Below are 14,679 nucleotides of genomic sequence, written 5' to 3' on the forward strand. Positions count from 1 at the left end.
TCCCTTTCAGGCGGCGGTCAGGTCGGCGATCGCTTCGCGGGCGTCGCGCACGGCAGGCACCGTAGCGAACGACGCGGACTCCCGTCGGAAGTCCTGGAGCTTGGCGCCGACGCGTCCCGATGCCCACTGGGCCGCGACGGGCAGGACTGCGGTGATGAGTTCGCCGGCACGGTCGGGTTCGCGGCTGATCAGGTGCGATCGGGCCAGGCTGATGGTGTCGAACACCCGGTTCCGGACACGCTCGGGCGCGCGCAGGTCGAGCGCACGGGCGAGGTACTTCTGCGCGGTGCCGGCGTGGCGGGCGTCGAAGCGGGCGAGGTCGCGGTATCGGGCGCCGATCGTGCCGGCGAGTTCGGCTTCGTCGAGGCTTCGGGTGGAGGGGGTTCGTGCGTCGAGCTCGGTCGTGCCCTCGGTGAAGTAGTCCTCGGCCAGGCCGACGGCGCGGTGGAAGGCTCGGGTGTCACCGAGGAGGGCGTGGGCCCAAGCCTCGCGGGTGGCGAGGACCGCGCGCAGCCGCGGCGTGGCGGTGCGGCGGGTGCCGTACTGGGCGAGCTGGACGACGTCGAGGCCTTCGGTGCTGCGGCCGAGGTCGAAGCATTGGCGGGCGAGTGACGACAGGGCGACGGCGGCCAGTCCGTCGTCGTGCGCGGCGTGGGCGAGTTTGGCCGCGAGGATGAAGTAGCGCTGGGCGTCGGCGTGGCGAGCGGTGTCCCAGGCCATCGTCGCGGTGATGTCGGCGAGCTCGGCGCCGATGCGGAATCCGCGGAGGGTCTCGGGGCGGTCTTGCGGTGCGGCGCGAAGCCGACTGGCGTGGGCGTTGAGCTGGGCCACCACCGTCGGCCAGGAGATCACCGTGTGCTTGGTGCTCCAGGACCGCAGCACGCCGACGAACTGCTCGGTGGCGTCGAGCTCGTCCCCGGTGAAGGTCACACCGGTTCGTCCGGCACCGGGGGCCGGCGGGAACAGAAACGGCTGCAGTTCCGCTGCGAGCGCGGTCCCCGCCAGCAGCGCGGCGCCGGTTAGGACGTGGCGGCGAGTGTGCGTGGTCAAGTCCCGTTCCGTCATGAGCTGGGCGTGGTCGACGACTGCGGCTGGATCCCACCCGAGCGCGGGTGGGCCGGACTGGTCGAGGGGGCTGGCATCGGCCCGGCGAGGTGGGGTGAATCCGAGCGCTTGGTCGTCGGGCACGCCGAGCACGTGCCGGAGTGCCGAGCGGTAGGCGGCGTTCGGCCAGCGGGCGACGCCGCGCTCGAGCTTGGCCAGGTAGTGCGCATCGAGTGCGTGTCGCTTGCCCGTGGTCTCCCAAAGCCAAGCGTTGACGGCGTCGGCGATCTCGGCGCGGCTGGCGTGCTCGCCCGGTGCGGCGGGGGAAGGGAGCCGTTCGCGCGCGGCGCGAAGAAGTCGATTCGGCTCGGTCATCACACCCCTCCCAACCGCACGAAGTGTAATCATGCGGACGCGGGCCGGGCACTGGTTGAACGAGGCTGCCCCGACATTCCCCGGGTCACCCCGCGAGGCCCTGCTCGCTGGCCTCCCGGTCCGCACTTCGGGAGTTCACGATCATCCCCACGTGATCGTCACGGGTCACACCGACGGAGGGATGTACTGATGACCGCTGTCGTCACCGAGCGCGCGACCGGGCGCTCGCTGGTTTCGGACAAGCTGTTCGCGACGCTCACGCGCCGTGTCGTCGCCGAAGACCACCTGGACCACCAGCTCGCCGAGCGCATCGTCGACCAGGCGCTTGCCTTCCTCGCGGCGTGCGCCGACAACAACGGTGGTTCGCTGGCGCCGAGTGAGCAGGTCGACCTCGGCTGGCACGCGTTCGTGCTCCACACCCGCGACTACGCCCGCTTCTGCGACGAGGTCGCCGGCCGGTTCATCCACCACGTTCCCACCGAGCCGGACGACCCCGACGCAAGCGGAGGGACGGCTCATGCGGTCCTGTCCCGTACGGTCGCCGCGATCGAGTCGGCGGGCTTCGCCGTCGATGACGACCTGTGGTCGTGCGGACCGACGGGTACGTGCACCGGCTGTCACAATGGCTGCCACAACGACCCGCCGCCCCCGCCTCGCTAGGAGAAATCCGCCTGATGCCCCGCTCTGCCTGGGACGACCTGCCGGCGCCGGTGCGCGCAGCGATCGAACGAGAAGCCGGACCCGTAGCCCATGCCGTGATTCCCACGGCCGGCCGCAACTCGGACTTCTCCGCGACGCTGCACACCGAACGCGGAGTCTTGTTCTGCAAGGGCATCAGCGACGCCGAGGGCAGCCGCGGCCGGATGCACCGCCACGAAGCGGACATCAACGAGTGGCTGCCCTCGGCCATCGCGCCCCGCCTGCGCTGGCGCACCGAGGCCGATGAATGGCTGCTCCTCGGCTTCGACCACGTCAGCGGTCACCACGCCGACCTTTCACCCGGGTCGACCGACCTGGACGCCGTGGCCGAGACCGTCACCACGCTCACCACCGAGCTCGCCGGCTCCGCCGCACCGGCGCCGCGCCTGGCCGAACAATGGGCCCGGCTCGCGCCCTGGCGCCGCCTAGCCAAAGACCCCGCCGCAGAACTCGATGACTGGACGCGGGAGCACCTCGACGAGCTGATCACCTGGGAAACCCGGGCTCTAGAAGCCGCCGACGGCGACGACCTGCTCCACACCGACCTGCATTCGCTCAACCTGCTCGTCGATGAGCGGGCTGTGGTGATCGACTGGGCCTGGTCGCGGAAGGGCTCGGCACCGGTCGACGTCGCGTTCCTCCTTGCACGACTGGTCGCCGCGGGTCACGGCGCCGAGGAAGCCGCTCGATGGTGTGACGGGATTCCCGTGTGGCGGTCGACGCCGGATGAGGTGCGCATCGCTCTGGCGGTCGAGATCTGGGGAATCTGGCTCTATCAGAGCATTTCCGAGCCGCGATCGCTGTGGAACAGCATCGTGCCAGCGGCAGCGAGAGTCGCGGAGTCGCTGCTCCGCGGAGCCTGACCCGCTCGAAGCTGCTGCGCAGGGTAGGCGCTCTCGGATCAGCTTTGACATCTCTGTCGGCCATGATCGCTGCCGAAGCCAGGAAGGTGCGTCGGTTTGCTCATGAGGAGCGCAACTGACCCACCGCGTCGGAGCGGTCCATTCCGGCGGGAGCTCCACTTCGCGTTTCTGTCGGGGACCGCCGCTACCCTCGACGGCCGAGACAGAAATGCGGAGGAGACATGACGGTTACACCTGCGCGTCCGGATAATCGACGGGCGATATCCATCGAGCCGGACGCCCCAGGTTCGCCAGCGGTTCCTGGCGGCCGCCGCGTTCGACCACACCTACGTGGCGTGCTGAGATTTGTCAGCTTCATGCTGGACAAGGTTTTTCTGGTGGATCGACTCGGCGTCTTCAAGGAGTTTGTCGACCGAGGTCTCTGCACGATTGCAGAAGCTCGAAGCGCGCGATGGAGCGCCTATCGCGCGGAAAACGGAGCCTTTTATATCGTCGGCATCACTCTGTTCGTAGCGAGCTGTGCGATGCGTTACCTGGAACACCAATCGGCCGATGCTCGAACTGTGGCCATGTGGGCCATGCCTGTCTTTGCGTTTCCACCGGTCTTCATCCTGTTCCAGCGCGTGTGGGGCCCCCGCTATGCGCACGATCGAATCCAACGCCAGATCGCCAAACTCTTGCCAGCGATCCACGAAGTGGATGAAGTCGCGATCGGCTCGTCGACACGCTGTCGGGTCGGTCACCCGGCTCGGTTGCAGCAGCACAGAGTCCGGGCTCTGCGTAGTCTTCTTCGCCGGGCGGTCGTCGGCCTCCCGCGTGAGATCACCTGCCTGAGCGGACGGGGTCATCAGCGAGGCGATTTCCTCGTGGGCGACAAGGTGAGGAGCGCCCTACTGCGGGCTCTGACCGATTCGCCGCAGCCTGCGAAGGCCTCGGCGCGCGAAGACTTGCGAAAACTGCTGGCGGCGCTCTCTCAAGCCGTCCTTGCCCCGGATCCTCACGAAAAACTGGAGACGGCGTTGCGCGGCGTGCCGGCAACGTGCTCACCGGCCTCCGAACCATTGAAGACGTGGTCGTGGCGTTGGTACTCGCTCACGACGCCGATACTGTTTTCTGTTCTTGCCATTCCTCTCCTCAGTTTTGTCGTCGCCAAGCTGGCGAACTCTTCGGCGCCCGCCGGACTCGCGGCCGCCGGGGTCGCGACGGTCCTCCAGACGGCCGCGAAGTACCTCCAGTATCGAAAAGGTGACTAGCGGACTCGGCAGGTGCGAGAACTGGATGCGGCGGCACGTGCAACATCGAACCTGTGTGTCGTTTCGGCGAACTGGTTCGAGATGCTGCGGTTGGTCGAGGGAAGCTTGCCTCAACACCGGGGCAAGCTCTCTCGCGCGGTCACGGGGGCGGTTCGTTTGAATCACGCAGTCGTGATCTCCTCGCGCTGTGTCGGTAGGGCACGCTGAGGCGGGCGACTGCTCTTGCACACGCCGGGTGTCACTCTGCGCTTCGGGATGTCGAACCGCCGCGCGAGGGCTACGTAGTTTGCGCGCCGCATCAAAGCGCTTACTGGCTCGGCGTCAATTAGTGATGTTGGAGTTGTGACCTCGTATGCGCATCATCCCTCAAATGCAATTAAGTAATACTACGCTAGAGCGTGAGTGTTGCTCACGTTCTCCTCGAATGTGGCGCTGTGACCAGTACGTTCGTGGTGCATGACGTCCGACGCCGCGCTTCGGGATTGCACATCCAAATGCACGCGCAGCTACCCCACGTAGTTTCGATACTTCCTTCAGGTGAAGCGACGCGATTTGCCATCGTTGAACCGCATTTCCGGCTTAACGTTGATCAACTAGACACAGTGTCAGCTGTGTTGCTGGGTTGGTCGGACGGCTGGGGAGGCCGGATGAACGACACCAAGCGCACGCCATCTGTCGTGGCCATGCGCGTTGGGGAGTTCCGAGCTCTGTGGTCGGCGGAGATGCTGTCTGTCTTCGGCGACCAGGTGGCTCGCGTCGCACTGGCGCTGCTCGTGTTCGCGAGAACGAATTCCGCGGTGCTCGCTGCGCTGACGTACGCGCTGACGTTTGTTCCCGCGATCCTGGGCGGCCTGCTCCTGTCGGGGCTGGCGGACCGCTTTCCTCGGCGGACGGTGATCGTCGTGGCCGATGCTGGGCGCGGGTGCCTTGCGGCGGCGATGGCGGTGCCGGGCGTGCCCCTACCGGTCCTCTGGGGCTTGATCGGTCTGCTCACAGTCGTCGGCGCGCCGTTCAAGGCGGCTCAACTGGCTCTCATCACTAACGTCCTGCCGAAGGATGCGCTCCAAGCCGGCCAGGCTGTTCGCCAAGTCGGCAGCCAGATTGCCCAGGTCGCGGGATTCGGATTGGGCGGCGTTCTGGTGCTCGCGCTTGGCACCACGGCGTCCCTCGCGCTCAACGCTGCCACATTTTTCGTAAGTGCCGCGATCGTGCGGGTCTGGGTCCGGTCCAGAAGCGCGCCGACGACTGACCAGAACGCGGAAGATTCCGTACCTGCGGGGCGTCCGGATGGCCGGCTCATCGCGATCTTCATGCTCGCGGGACTCACCGGACTGCTGGTGGTGCCAGAAGGGCTCGCGGCTCCGTTCGCCAGTGCGGCTGGAGTCGCATCCTTCGGCGTTGGCCTGTTGATGGCTGCCGACCCCGTGGGCAGTGCCGTCGGCGGGTGGTGGGCTGCGCGGAGGCCGGTCGAAGTCTCCTCGGCGTGGCGGCCGGTCATCGTCCCGGCCGTGCTCGCGGGGGTCCCACTCGGGTTGTGTGCGGTGCTGCCGGGTGCGTGGTGGGCCGCGGCGCTGTGGGCGATTTCGGGGATCTTGTCGACAATCTACCTGGTCAGGATGGTTGCAGCCGTCGGCCAGCTCGTCCCGAATGCGCGCCGTGGTGCCGTCATGGGGCGGCTTTCGACCTGCCTGTACACCTCGCAAGGTGTGGCGATCCTGTGCGGCGGAGTCGTCGCTGACCAGGTCGGCCCGGCTACGGCGGTCGCGCTGGCCGGTGCCGCTGCGATCTTCTGCGCCGTGGTCGCGGGCCTGGTGTGGCAGTCGGCTCGTCCGCGGCAGGTGAGAGGTGTCGCGGACGAGCCTGCGCCGGCCATCGCGGCGTGATCACAGGTCCTTGTTGCTCATGACAGCCCCCTTCTGACGCATCCGACGTGGGGGCGCTCGGTGTCCGGCGAGCGTCCCCGGGGAACGGAAGTGAGTTCAGTATGCCTCGCCCCCTGGCGGGGTGGTGGTCTGCGCGGAGAGATTGGGCCGTGTGGTCACTACCTCGGCCCGCGATTGCGTTTTTGCTGGTCATCGACCTGGCCGCGACGACCTCCGTTGGTGCCGGTCTTGTGGTTCCCGCAGCGTCGCACGACGTCGTCGAGTTGGTGGTGCTGTGTGGACTGGGGATCGCCGCGGCGGAGATGACTCGGCAGGTCGAGCGGCGCAGAAGGCGCTTTTCGGACACGCCGCACGTCAACTTCTCCTCGGTTTGGACGTTGGCGGGCGCCCTGCTGCTGCCCCCGGCGCTCGCGGCGCTCGTCGCGATCGTGCTGTACGCCCACCTGTACCTGCGTAGCTGGCGAGGAGTCGTCGGCATCCACGCCTACAAGATCGCCTTCAGCACGGCGAACGTGATCTTGTCGTGCCGGTTCGCTGCCTGGGCGGCGAACCGGCTGCATCTACTCCCGCTGGGGACCAGCCCCACACTCACCAGCGCCGCCGGCATCGTCGCCGTCATCCTCGGCTACTTCGCCGTGAACTCGGCCGTCGTCGCCGTGGCCATCGCGCTGATCAAGGGACGGATGTCGTGGCGCGGCCTGCTGGGGCCAGTGAACGAGAACGTCCTCGAGCTGGCCACGTTGTGCATGGGCATGATCACCGCGCTCCTGCTGGCACGGTGGCCGTGGCTGGTCGTGATCGTCTTCCTGCCGCTGTACACACTGCACCGCAGCGTGCTGATCCGCCAGTTCGAGGCCGCAGCGACCACGGACTCGAAAACCGGCCTCCTCAACGCGGCGAGCTGGACCGTGATCGCCGAAGCGGAGCTGGAGCGCGCACGCGAGCACGAAACCGACGCCGCCTTGCTCATCCTCGACATCGACCATCTCCGGCGCGTCAACGACCTGCACGGGCACGACGTCGGCGACGAAACCCTGCGCCAGCTGGGCGAAGCGCTGCGGAGAGAGGTTCGGAGCAACGACCTGTGCGGCCGCTTCGGCGGCGAGGAGTTCGTCATCCTTCTGCCCGGTATCAGCCAGGAGTCCATCGCCGAGGTCGCCGACAGGATCCGGCAACGCGTCTTCGACACGAAGATCGACGCGAACGGCAGCTCCGAAACCTTCCAGGTCACGGTCTCCGTCGGCGCCGCGGCATTCCCCGCCGCCGGGCGGACCCTCCACGCGTTGCTGACCGCGGCCGACAACGCCTTGTTCGCGGCGAAGGACGCGGGCAGCAACCAAGTTCGTGTGGTCGAAGCAGTCTGACGGCTACGGCTGACCGCTCGGCGAAGCCGGTTCGCGGTGCTGCTGTGCCCAGCTGGCCAGCGGGCGAAGTGCGCTCAGCAACGTCCGCCCCTCCGCTGAGAGCTGGTACCAGACCGCGGTGAACTGGGCGCCCTCCGAACGGCGCTCGACCAGCCCGTGGCCCTGCAGCCGACGCAGGGTGTCGGTGAGGACTCGGCCGCTCAGCGCTTTCGGGTGCGAGGCCCAGCCCGCACGTTCCTCTATCGCGTTCACCTCGTCGAGCAAATCCGAGAACTGCTTCTCGCCGAGCGCGAGCGTCGCCAGGACCGCCACGGTCCACTGACCGCTCAGAAGCGCGAGTGCCTCGTGCACGCTCTGCCGATACGGCACGTCCCAGTCATCCACGAATTTTGTTTACCATGGTCAACTTCTTCTCCACGGGACGAACACGTGGATCTGTGCCCGGGGCGAAACGCATTACTCCAGGCGAGTGAAGAACCGCCGTCTGAGTCCAAGCTCACCTGGCTCGTTACGTTGCACTCACCTGGGCTCGCCCGGCTAAACCAGGACCTACCCCGACATCCGGCGTTGGGGAACGGAAGAGAGGCGGCCGGTCCCGGGCGCGGTGAGAGCGAACGGGGCCGGCCCACCTCGCCACTGGAGCGGAGGCCCCGTGATCGACCTCGGATTCATCGTCTTCTAGTGCCGCGGCCGTTTGCCGCCGAATTTCGCACTTCCATTTTATGAACCACATTCATTTCTCTTGGGGAGGAACCATGTCCAAAATCAGGACGCTCCGGCGTGCCGCGGCTGTCGGCGCCACAGCGCTCGCCCTCGGCGCCGGACTCGCCACCAGCGCTACCGCGGCCGAACTCCGCCCGATCGGGCCTAACTCGTCGGCCACTGTCAAAGACCCCTGCGGCTACTACGACTGGGGCATGTACCGCCACTGCGACGGCGGCTCAGGATCCACCGTGATGCTCGATGTCCAGGACATCTTCCGCAACATCTACCACGTCTGCGTCCGCCCCGGCGTGACGAACCTGCAGGGCGGCATCCGCTGGCGCGTGATCGACGCCTGGTGGAACGGCGGCGTCGGCTGCGTCCCCGGCTTCTACGGCCAGGCCTGACCCCTCCCCTTGGTGCCAGCGGGCTCGCTCCCAGCCCGCCGGCACCACCCACTTCTGGAGGACTCTGATGACTCGCATCAGGTATCCGGTTGCTGGTCTGCTGGTGTCGGCCGCCGTACTCACGGGCTGTGAGAACGTCCCAGCTCGATCCACACCTCCGCCAGCTCCTTCGGCCGCCCCATCGTCTTCGTGGATCCCCGCCCCGGAACAGACCACGGCGGAGCACGCGCTCGCGGTGTACAAGCAGTACTGGGAACTGAGTGAACAGGCCGAGGCAAAACCACGCGCCGAGGACTGGCGTCCTGCGTTCGTGAACCTCATGGCGGATCCGGCGCTCACGATGTTCGTCGACGAGCTCGCGAATCTGTCGTCGGTGCCGGCGCACTCGGTCGGGGAGTACCACCGGTCACCGAAGGTCCAATCGGTCTCGCTCACGGAACCGGCGCGCGTCGTCATCCTCGACTGCCTCGACGCCACCGACGAACACCTGGTCAGCGACAAGCCGGGGGAGCAGGGGAAGAACCTCGACAACCCGGCCCAGCCTCGTCGCTATCGGCTCGAGGTGCAGGTCGTGCGGTACCCAGCGCCGTACCGCTGGCTCGTGCAGGTCGTCGCTCCGCACCTGGAGGAGTCGTGTTGAAGCAGGCGACGCTGATGGTGACGGTGCTGGCCTTGCTCGGCGGGGTGTCGTCAGTCGCGCGAGCGCAGGACGGCGGATGCACGACCTCAGGCACCCGCGGCCGCTGCTGGATCAGCGCCACTGACCCCGGCCGACCTGGCGGTCCGGCCGCCGCCACCGCGCCACGCCCGGAGCCAGGCCAGAGGGGCGGCCCGGCGCCCACGATCTCGTGTATCGACCAGCCCTGGACACCGCCGCCCTCAGGTGACCCGCTGTGGGGTGGGCACGATCCCGCGCAGGGCAAGCTGCGGTTTCAGCTGTGCACAGGGGGCGGCGCGGCCCAACCGTGGCCGCGTGTGCTCTTCGCCGGCAACGGTGCACCTGCCGTTCCGCAGGTGACGCCCGCTCAGCTAGCCCAACAGGTGATTGCTGAGCTGGGTGTGGAGGGACCGGACATCCAACTCGCACCTTCGGCGGACTCGCCTCATGGAGCGACCGTCGGGTTCCCCGTCTGGATGTGGAGTGCTCGTAGTGACGCTGCGACCGGACCCGTGACCCGGACGGCCTCGGCCGGCGGAGTTTCGGTGACCGTGACGGCGACGCTGGCGTCCATCTCCTGGTCCATGGGCGACGGCGCGGTGGTGACGTGCAGCGGACCCGGCACTCCGTTCACCCCCGACCGTGCCGGCCAGACCTCGCCGACCTGCGGCCACCTCTATACCCGGACCGCGGCCACCGGCTTCCCGATCGAGGCGACGAGCCACTGGAACGTCCGGTGGTCCGGTGCCGGACAAAGCGGAGCCCGAACGCTCGCCCTCACCTCGACGACACGGCTCGCCGTGCGGGAGATCCGCACCCTCAACACCCACCCGCAGGGAGGCTGACGTGCCCTTCCCGCCGCACTTGCGCCCGGCGCCGAAGCCGGAAGACCTCGCCGTGCCGGCCATGCCGACACCGCTGCGCCCACCGCGCCACAAGCGGTCGAAACTTCTGATCTTGCTCGGCCTCGTGCTCTCAGCGATCTGCGCGGTCGCCGCCGTGTCGGTATTCCAGTCGGCCGCGAGGACCACTGCGGTCGTCGCGGTGGCGGAGCCGGTTCGCTACGGCGAGACGATCAGCGAGTCAGCGCTGCGCGAGGTCGACCTGCACCTGCAACCAGGGCTCGAACCTGTCGCATGGGTCGACCGGGGCAACCTTGTTGGCAGGGTCGCAACGTCCGACCTGACCGTCGGCACGTTGGTGACCACCGCTCAGGTGACTGGGCCGCTGCCCCCGGGTACCGGTTAGCAGCTGATCGGCGTGCCCGTCAAGCCCGCTCAGGCGCCGACGACGCCGCTTCTCCCGCGATGGCCCGTCCTGCTCGTTGCGACGGACACAACGGCCTGGGACCCGGTACGCGCCGTCGTGCTGCGCACTTCCTCTCCGGACGACACCGGGCTGCGGGTCGTCGACGTGGTCGCCGCGGCTGTGGACGGCCCCAGGCTCGCCGCGAAGGCGGCGGCCGGTGACGTCGCGCTCATCGTGCTGCCGCGGGAGGCGGGCTGATCATGCTGATTTCGTTCGTCTCCCTGGAGGGGAGTCCGGGGGTGTCCGCGGCGGTTCTGGCTCTGACCTGGGTCTGGCCCCGCCACGCGGTTGCTGCGGAGTGCGATCCCTGCGGTGGAAGTGCCCTGGCTGTCTTCGACCCCGATGGCGCCCACGGCCGATGCGGGGCTCTGGAGTTGACCCTCGCTGCGAGGGACGTCCCGCTGCACCGGGCGATGTCGGCGCAGCTGCTGACTCTGCCCGACGGCACCGGCCGACACCATCTGCTGCCCGGTGCCCGCACGCCGCAGGAGTCGGCCGGAATCCCGTGGCGACGGCTGGCGGGGCTCTTCCGCGAACTCGACACTGTCGACGTCCTCGCAGACTGCGGCCGCCTCCGTACCCGCGGAATCCCGCGCTCAGTTATGGAAGCATCCGAGCTGGTCGTTCTCGTCGTGCACAACGACCGGCATTCGCTGGGCCACGCGATCTCGTCCCTGCCGCTCATCCGTGACGAAGCCCAAGCGCCTGATTCACTCGTTGCGATCATCGCGCCGCGCGGACCTGCTCACAGAGGCTTTGGCCTTCGCGAGATCACCGTCGAGTTCGGCCGCCGGGGAATTCCGGTCGCCGGCGCGCTCGCGTGGGACCCGGTCGGCGCCGCCCAGCTCACGGCGGAACACCGGCCCGGCAAACGATTCGAGACCTCACCTCTGCTCGACACGGCTCGCCGCACGGCCCGCGAGGTCGTCCGCCTTGCCACTCTGCGCGCTGAGCGTCTGCAGCCCACCTCGGTCGTGCAGATCGACTCGCGTCCACCGAGGGCACGCTTCCAGCACGACGCCGTGCGCAACGTGCAGCCAATGCCTGTGCCCCGGCCGACGACCGCGGAGGTCGGCGATGACGCCTGAATCCCAGGCCGGACCGATGTTCGACGGTGCCGACGAACTGGTCGACCTCATCCAAGAGCAGCTTGCGCCACTGGTGCAGAAGTCCCTGGCGCGGGGCGACCACCGCGCCATCGACGAGCGCGCGATCGCCGGCAACCTGCTCGACGAAGTCCTCTCGCGCGTGGTCAAGACCTGGGTCATTCGTGGCCGGGCTCTGCCCGATCCCGAGCAGGAATGGCTGATCAAACAGGCCGTGATGGCCGAGATGTTCGGCCTCGGCCGGCTCGAACCGCTGCTCGCCGAAGATGGCCTCGAGAACATCGACATCATCGGCAACGAGCCCGTCTGGCTGTCCTACAACAACGGCCGCGTCATGCGCGCGCCACGGATCGCACCGACCGACGAGGCCCTCATCCGGTGGCTTCAGCGGATCGCCGCTCGTCACGGGCGCACCGAGCACGCGATCAACGGAACTCATCCGTTGCTGAACATGGAACTCCCCGGCGGTGAACGCCTCGCCGCCACGATCGGCGTCACCGATCGCCCGCACGTCTCGATTCGCCTGCACCGCCTGCGCGCGGTCGGGCTCGAACAGCTTCGTGACCGCGGCATGATCTCCACCGCGCAACTGGCCTTCCTGCGCGCGGCCGTCCGTGCGGAGAAGAACATTGTGGTCAGCGGACGGCAGAAAGCCGGGAAGACGACGTTGCTCCGTGGCTTGTGCTGGGAGATCCCGCCCACCGAGCGGTTCACGACGCTGGAGACGGAATTCGAACTCGGCCTGCACCGACACCGTGACCGCTTTCCCGCTGTCATCGCGTTCGAAGAACGCCAGGGGAGTGCGGAGAACACAGACGGCGGCGTCGACCTGATGCGGCTGGTCTGGCAGTCGCTGCGCATGCACACCGCGCGGATCGTGGTCGGCGAAGTCCGTGGTGGGGAGATCGTGCCGATGCTGAACGCCCTCTCCTCCGGTGGCGCGGGATCGTTGTCCACAGTGCACGCCCGCAGCGCCGACCAGGCTCTGCACCGGATGGCGCTGCTCTGCCTCGAAGCGAACTCCGCATGGACGCCCGAATTCGCCCGCGACATGGTCGCGCAGTCGATCGACCTCATCGTCCATGTCGACCTCACCACCGGCGCACACGGCCTGGACCGGTCAGTCACCGAGATCGTCTCCGTCGACCCTGGGGAGCACGGCCACCCTGCGCGAACGCACGTGTTCCGTCGCCCGACGGCGAGCTCGCGGGCGGTCCCGACTGGTGTCCTGCCGACCGACATCGCCGACTACGAGCACTGCGGCTTCGACCGTGGGTGGTTGACCGGTGGCGGCGACGGTGACTGGGTCTCGGCCGAGGGAGCGCATCATGGGTGAGTTCTTGGCTTCGATCACCGGGCTCGGATTCGGCCTCGGACTGACGACCATCGCCGTTGGCCTCCGGGGCATGAACCGACCATCGCGCGCACTTTCGACCTGGGGCCGGCTGCGCGATTGGAGACCGGCAGCACGGCACGGGGCCGCTGTATTCGTCGGCGCCGCCGTCTGGCTTGTAACCGGATGGCCAGTCGCGGGTGTCGCGCTTGCTGCGGCCGTGGGTTTCCTGCCGTGGCTGACGTCCGCAGGAAAGACCAGCGCACGTCGAATCGGCCGGCTGGAAGCGCTAGAGACCTGGCTTCGTCGAGTGAGCGATTTGATCGGGTCCGGCCACCTCGGACTTCTGTCCGCGATCAAGGAATCGGCCCGCGACGCACCGCCCGCGATCGCCGATGAGATCGGCACGCTGGCCCAGCGGCTGAGGATCTGGGAGTTCCGCTCGGCCATGCTGACCTTTGCCGACGAGATCGACGACCGTGTTGGCGACGTCGCCGCCGCGGGGCTGTGCGTCGTTCACCAGAACGGATCTGGAGCCGCAGATCTTCTGAGCGCTCTCGCGCGGCAGGTCGCGGCTGAAGTCGCCGGCCGTCGTGCGGCTGAGGTCGAACGAGCGCGACGACGGTCGACGGCCCGAGTGCTTCTCATCATCTGGGCGCTGATGTTCGTCGGGTTCGGCCTGGTCGGCGCCTCGGCCTACACCGCCGTCTACCGCAGCGTGTTCGGCCAGATCGTGCTTGCCATCGTCCTCACTTTGGTCGCTGCTGCTGTGGTGTGGCTTCGACGGCTGGGGGACGAGCCACCGTCGCTTCGCTTTCTCCGCGCGCGACCGGAGGCTCGATGATGACCCCTAGCGCCATCCTCATCCTGCTGTCGGGCGGGTTCGCCTTTGGCGTCACCTTGGTGGCTGCGGCGTTCGTCCCAGCTGTGCCGAAGCTGGCCGACTTGCTCGACGACCGGACACAGGCGGCGGTGCGAGTTCCGATCTTGTCGAAGGTGACTCCGTCGATGCCCCACGCCGACCTTGCGCTGGCGGGGACGCCGGTCGAGAGGTTCCTGGTGCAGCGGTTCTTCCTGGCCGTGGTGGGTGCCTTGTGGATTCCCCTGCTCGCGGCCGTACTGTCCCTCGATGACGTTGCTCCGCCGTGGTTCCTGACCAGTGCCCTGTTGATCGCGACAGCGGCCTGTGGCTGGTTCCTTCCCACCGTGACTCTGAAGGCGAAGGTCGCACGCGTGCGCCGGGAAATCCGCACGGTTGCCGCGGCGTACTGCCGGCTGGTCGCGCTCGGCCGCCAAGGCGGTCGCGGCCCGGTCGAAGCCCTGCGCTTCCCCGTGTCTCTGGGTGACGGCTGGGCCTTCCACCGTATCCGGGAAGCGATGGACGAAGCCGAGCTGCTCGGCGACATGCCGTGGGCCGGGCTCGAGCGGCTTGGCGACGCAACGCACGTACGCGAACTTCAGGATCTCGCCCACATCGTTGCCGGTGCCGGCCAGGACGGCACGGGGATCGTCGCGTCATTGCGCGCGAAAGCCGACTCGATCGACCAAGCCCTGAATGCCGAGCGCGCCACCGGCTCCTCGATCCGTTCGGATCGCATGGACTTGCCACTGGCACTCCTGGGACTCGCGTTCATCGCGTTCCTGGCTTTCCCCGGCATCTACACGATGCTTGGCTCCTAGAGAG

The 14,679-nt window shown here is 67.9% G+C and carries 16 protein-coding genes; 14 read left to right on the forward strand and 2 right to left on the reverse strand.

From position 1 onward, the window contains the following. Positions 1-6: 6 nt before the first annotated feature. Positions 7-1,419, reverse strand: a complete 1,413-nt coding sequence (locus AB0878_RS46285; RefSeq protein ID WP_366589257.1) for a hypothetical protein — start codon at positions 1,417-1,419, stop codon at positions 7-9. A gap of 189 nt (positions 1,420-1,608) precedes the next feature. Between AB0878_RS46285 and AB0878_RS46290 the strand changes: the two genes are divergently transcribed. The 5 genes from AB0878_RS46290 (at position 1,609) to AB0878_RS46310 (ending at position 7,481) form a co-directional block, all read left to right on the forward strand. Beyond that, positions 1,609-2,079: a hypothetical protein gene (locus AB0878_RS46290; RefSeq protein WP_366589260.1), complete on the forward strand. Its 471-nt coding sequence runs from the start codon at positions 1,609-1,611 to the stop codon at positions 2,077-2,079. 50 nt (positions 2,080-2,129) lie between these two features. After that, positions 2,130-2,981: a phosphotransferase gene (locus tag AB0878_RS46295; RefSeq protein ID WP_366589263.1), complete on the forward strand. Its 852-nt coding sequence runs from the start codon at positions 2,130-2,132 to the stop codon at positions 2,979-2,981. A gap of 356 nt (positions 2,982-3,337) precedes the next feature. Then, positions 3,338-4,234: a hypothetical protein gene (locus AB0878_RS46300; RefSeq protein WP_366589265.1), complete on the forward strand. Its 897-nt coding sequence runs from the start codon at positions 3,338-3,340 to the stop codon at positions 4,232-4,234. Between the two features lie 647 nt (positions 4,235-4,881). Next, the gene (locus AB0878_RS46305; RefSeq protein WP_366589267.1) at positions 4,882-6,117 is read left to right on the forward strand and encodes an MFS transporter; all 1,236 of its coding nucleotides are present in this window, start codon (positions 4,882-4,884) and stop codon (positions 6,115-6,117) included. Positions 6,118-6,299: 182 nt separating this feature from the next. Then, complete coding sequence (locus tag AB0878_RS46310; RefSeq protein WP_366589269.1) at positions 6,300-7,481, forward strand: GGDEF domain-containing protein; 1,182 nt, start codon at positions 6,300-6,302, stop codon at positions 7,479-7,481. 3 nt (positions 7,482-7,484) lie between these two features. On the opposite strand, the gene AB0878_RS46315 is transcribed toward AB0878_RS46310, so the two are convergent. Beyond that, positions 7,485-7,865: a helix-turn-helix domain-containing protein gene (locus AB0878_RS46315; protein WP_366589271.1), complete on the reverse strand. Its 381-nt coding sequence runs from the start codon at positions 7,863-7,865 to the stop codon at positions 7,485-7,487. Between the two features lie 371 nt (positions 7,866-8,236). Here AB0878_RS46315 and AB0878_RS46320 point away from each other — a divergent pair, with 371 nt between their 5' ends. From AB0878_RS46320 to AB0878_RS46360, 9 genes are all read left to right on the forward strand, one after another. Beyond that, positions 8,237-8,590 carry a DUF6355 family natural product biosynthesis protein gene (locus AB0878_RS46320; RefSeq protein WP_366589274.1) on the forward strand — a complete coding sequence of 118 codons (354 nt, stop codon included), beginning with the start codon at positions 8,237-8,239 and terminating at the stop codon, positions 8,588-8,590. Between the two features lie 67 nt (positions 8,591-8,657). Then, positions 8,658-9,230: a hypothetical protein gene (locus tag AB0878_RS46325; RefSeq protein WP_366589277.1), complete on the forward strand. Its 573-nt coding sequence runs from the start codon at positions 8,658-8,660 to the stop codon at positions 9,228-9,230. 563 nt (positions 9,231-9,793) lie between these two features. Continuing rightward, positions 9,794-10,093, forward strand: coding sequence for a hypothetical protein (locus tag AB0878_RS46330; RefSeq protein WP_366589280.1), 300 nt, complete (start codon positions 9,794-9,796; stop codon positions 10,091-10,093). 1 nt (position 10,094) lies between these two features. After that, complete coding sequence (locus AB0878_RS46335; protein ID WP_366589282.1) at positions 10,095-10,496, forward strand: SAF domain-containing protein; 402 nt, start codon at positions 10,095-10,097, stop codon at positions 10,494-10,496. Positions 10,497-10,508: 12 nt separating this feature from the next. After that, positions 10,509-10,754 carry a hypothetical protein gene (locus tag AB0878_RS46340; protein WP_366589284.1) on the forward strand — a complete coding sequence of 82 codons (246 nt, stop codon included), beginning with the start codon at positions 10,509-10,511 and terminating at the stop codon, positions 10,752-10,754. A gap of 2 nt (positions 10,755-10,756) precedes the next feature. Then, positions 10,757-11,644, forward strand: a complete 888-nt coding sequence (locus tag AB0878_RS46345; protein ID WP_366589287.1) for a hypothetical protein — start codon at positions 10,757-10,759, stop codon at positions 11,642-11,644. Further along, positions 11,634-12,998, forward strand: a complete 1,365-nt coding sequence (locus AB0878_RS46350) for a CpaF/VirB11 family protein (protein WP_366589289.1) — start codon at positions 11,634-11,636, stop codon at positions 12,996-12,998. Before AB0878_RS46345 ends, AB0878_RS46350 begins: the two co-directional genes overlap by 11 nt. After that, positions 12,991-13,839 carry a type II secretion system F family protein gene (locus AB0878_RS46355; protein ID WP_366589291.1) on the forward strand — a complete coding sequence of 283 codons (849 nt, stop codon included), beginning with the start codon at positions 12,991-12,993 and terminating at the stop codon, positions 13,837-13,839. The genes AB0878_RS46350 and AB0878_RS46355 overlap by 8 nt, the downstream gene beginning before the upstream one ends. After that, positions 13,836-14,675, forward strand: a complete 840-nt coding sequence (locus tag AB0878_RS46360; protein WP_366589293.1) for a type II secretion system protein — start codon at positions 13,836-13,838, stop codon at positions 14,673-14,675. Before AB0878_RS46355 ends, AB0878_RS46360 begins: the two co-directional genes overlap by 4 nt. Positions 14,676-14,679 lie beyond the last annotated feature (4 nt).

Source organism: Amycolatopsis sp. NPDC047767 (genome assembly GCF_040704195.1).
Taxonomy (GTDB): domain Bacteria; phylum Actinomycetota; class Actinomycetes; order Mycobacteriales; family Pseudonocardiaceae; genus Amycolatopsis.

Excerpts from the sequence above, each read along its gene's own strand:
- AB0878_RS46285 (WP_366589257.1), bottom strand. The coding sequence starts at position 1,419 with ATGACCGAGCCGAATCGACTTCTTCGCGCCGCGCGCGAACGGCTCCCT.
- AB0878_RS46290 (WP_366589260.1), top strand. The coding sequence starts at position 1,609 with ATGACCGCTGTCGTCACCGAGCGCGCGACCGGGCGCTCGCTGGTTTCG.
- AB0878_RS46300 (WP_366589265.1), top strand. The coding sequence starts at position 3,338 with ATGCTGGACAAGGTTTTTCTGGTGGATCGACTCGGCGTCTTCAAGGAG.
- AB0878_RS46305 (WP_366589267.1), top strand. The coding sequence starts at position 4,882 with ATGAACGACACCAAGCGCACGCCATCTGTCGTGGCCATGCGCGTTGGG.
- AB0878_RS46320 (WP_366589274.1), top strand. The coding sequence starts at position 8,237 with ATGTCCAAAATCAGGACGCTCCGGCGTGCCGCGGCTGTCGGCGCCACA.
- AB0878_RS46325 (WP_366589277.1), top strand. The coding sequence starts at position 8,658 with ATGACTCGCATCAGGTATCCGGTTGCTGGTCTGCTGGTGTCGGCCGCC.
- AB0878_RS46345 (WP_366589287.1), top strand. The coding sequence starts at position 10,757 with ATGCTGATTTCGTTCGTCTCCCTGGAGGGGAGTCCGGGGGTGTCCGCG.
- AB0878_RS46350 (WP_366589289.1), top strand. The coding sequence starts at position 11,634 with ATGACGCCTGAATCCCAGGCCGGACCGATGTTCGACGGTGCCGACGAA.
- AB0878_RS46355 (WP_366589291.1), top strand. The coding sequence starts at position 12,991 with ATGGGTGAGTTCTTGGCTTCGATCACCGGGCTCGGATTCGGCCTCGGA.
- AB0878_RS46360 (WP_366589293.1), top strand. The coding sequence starts at position 13,836 with ATGATGACCCCTAGCGCCATCCTCATCCTGCTGTCGGGCGGGTTCGCC.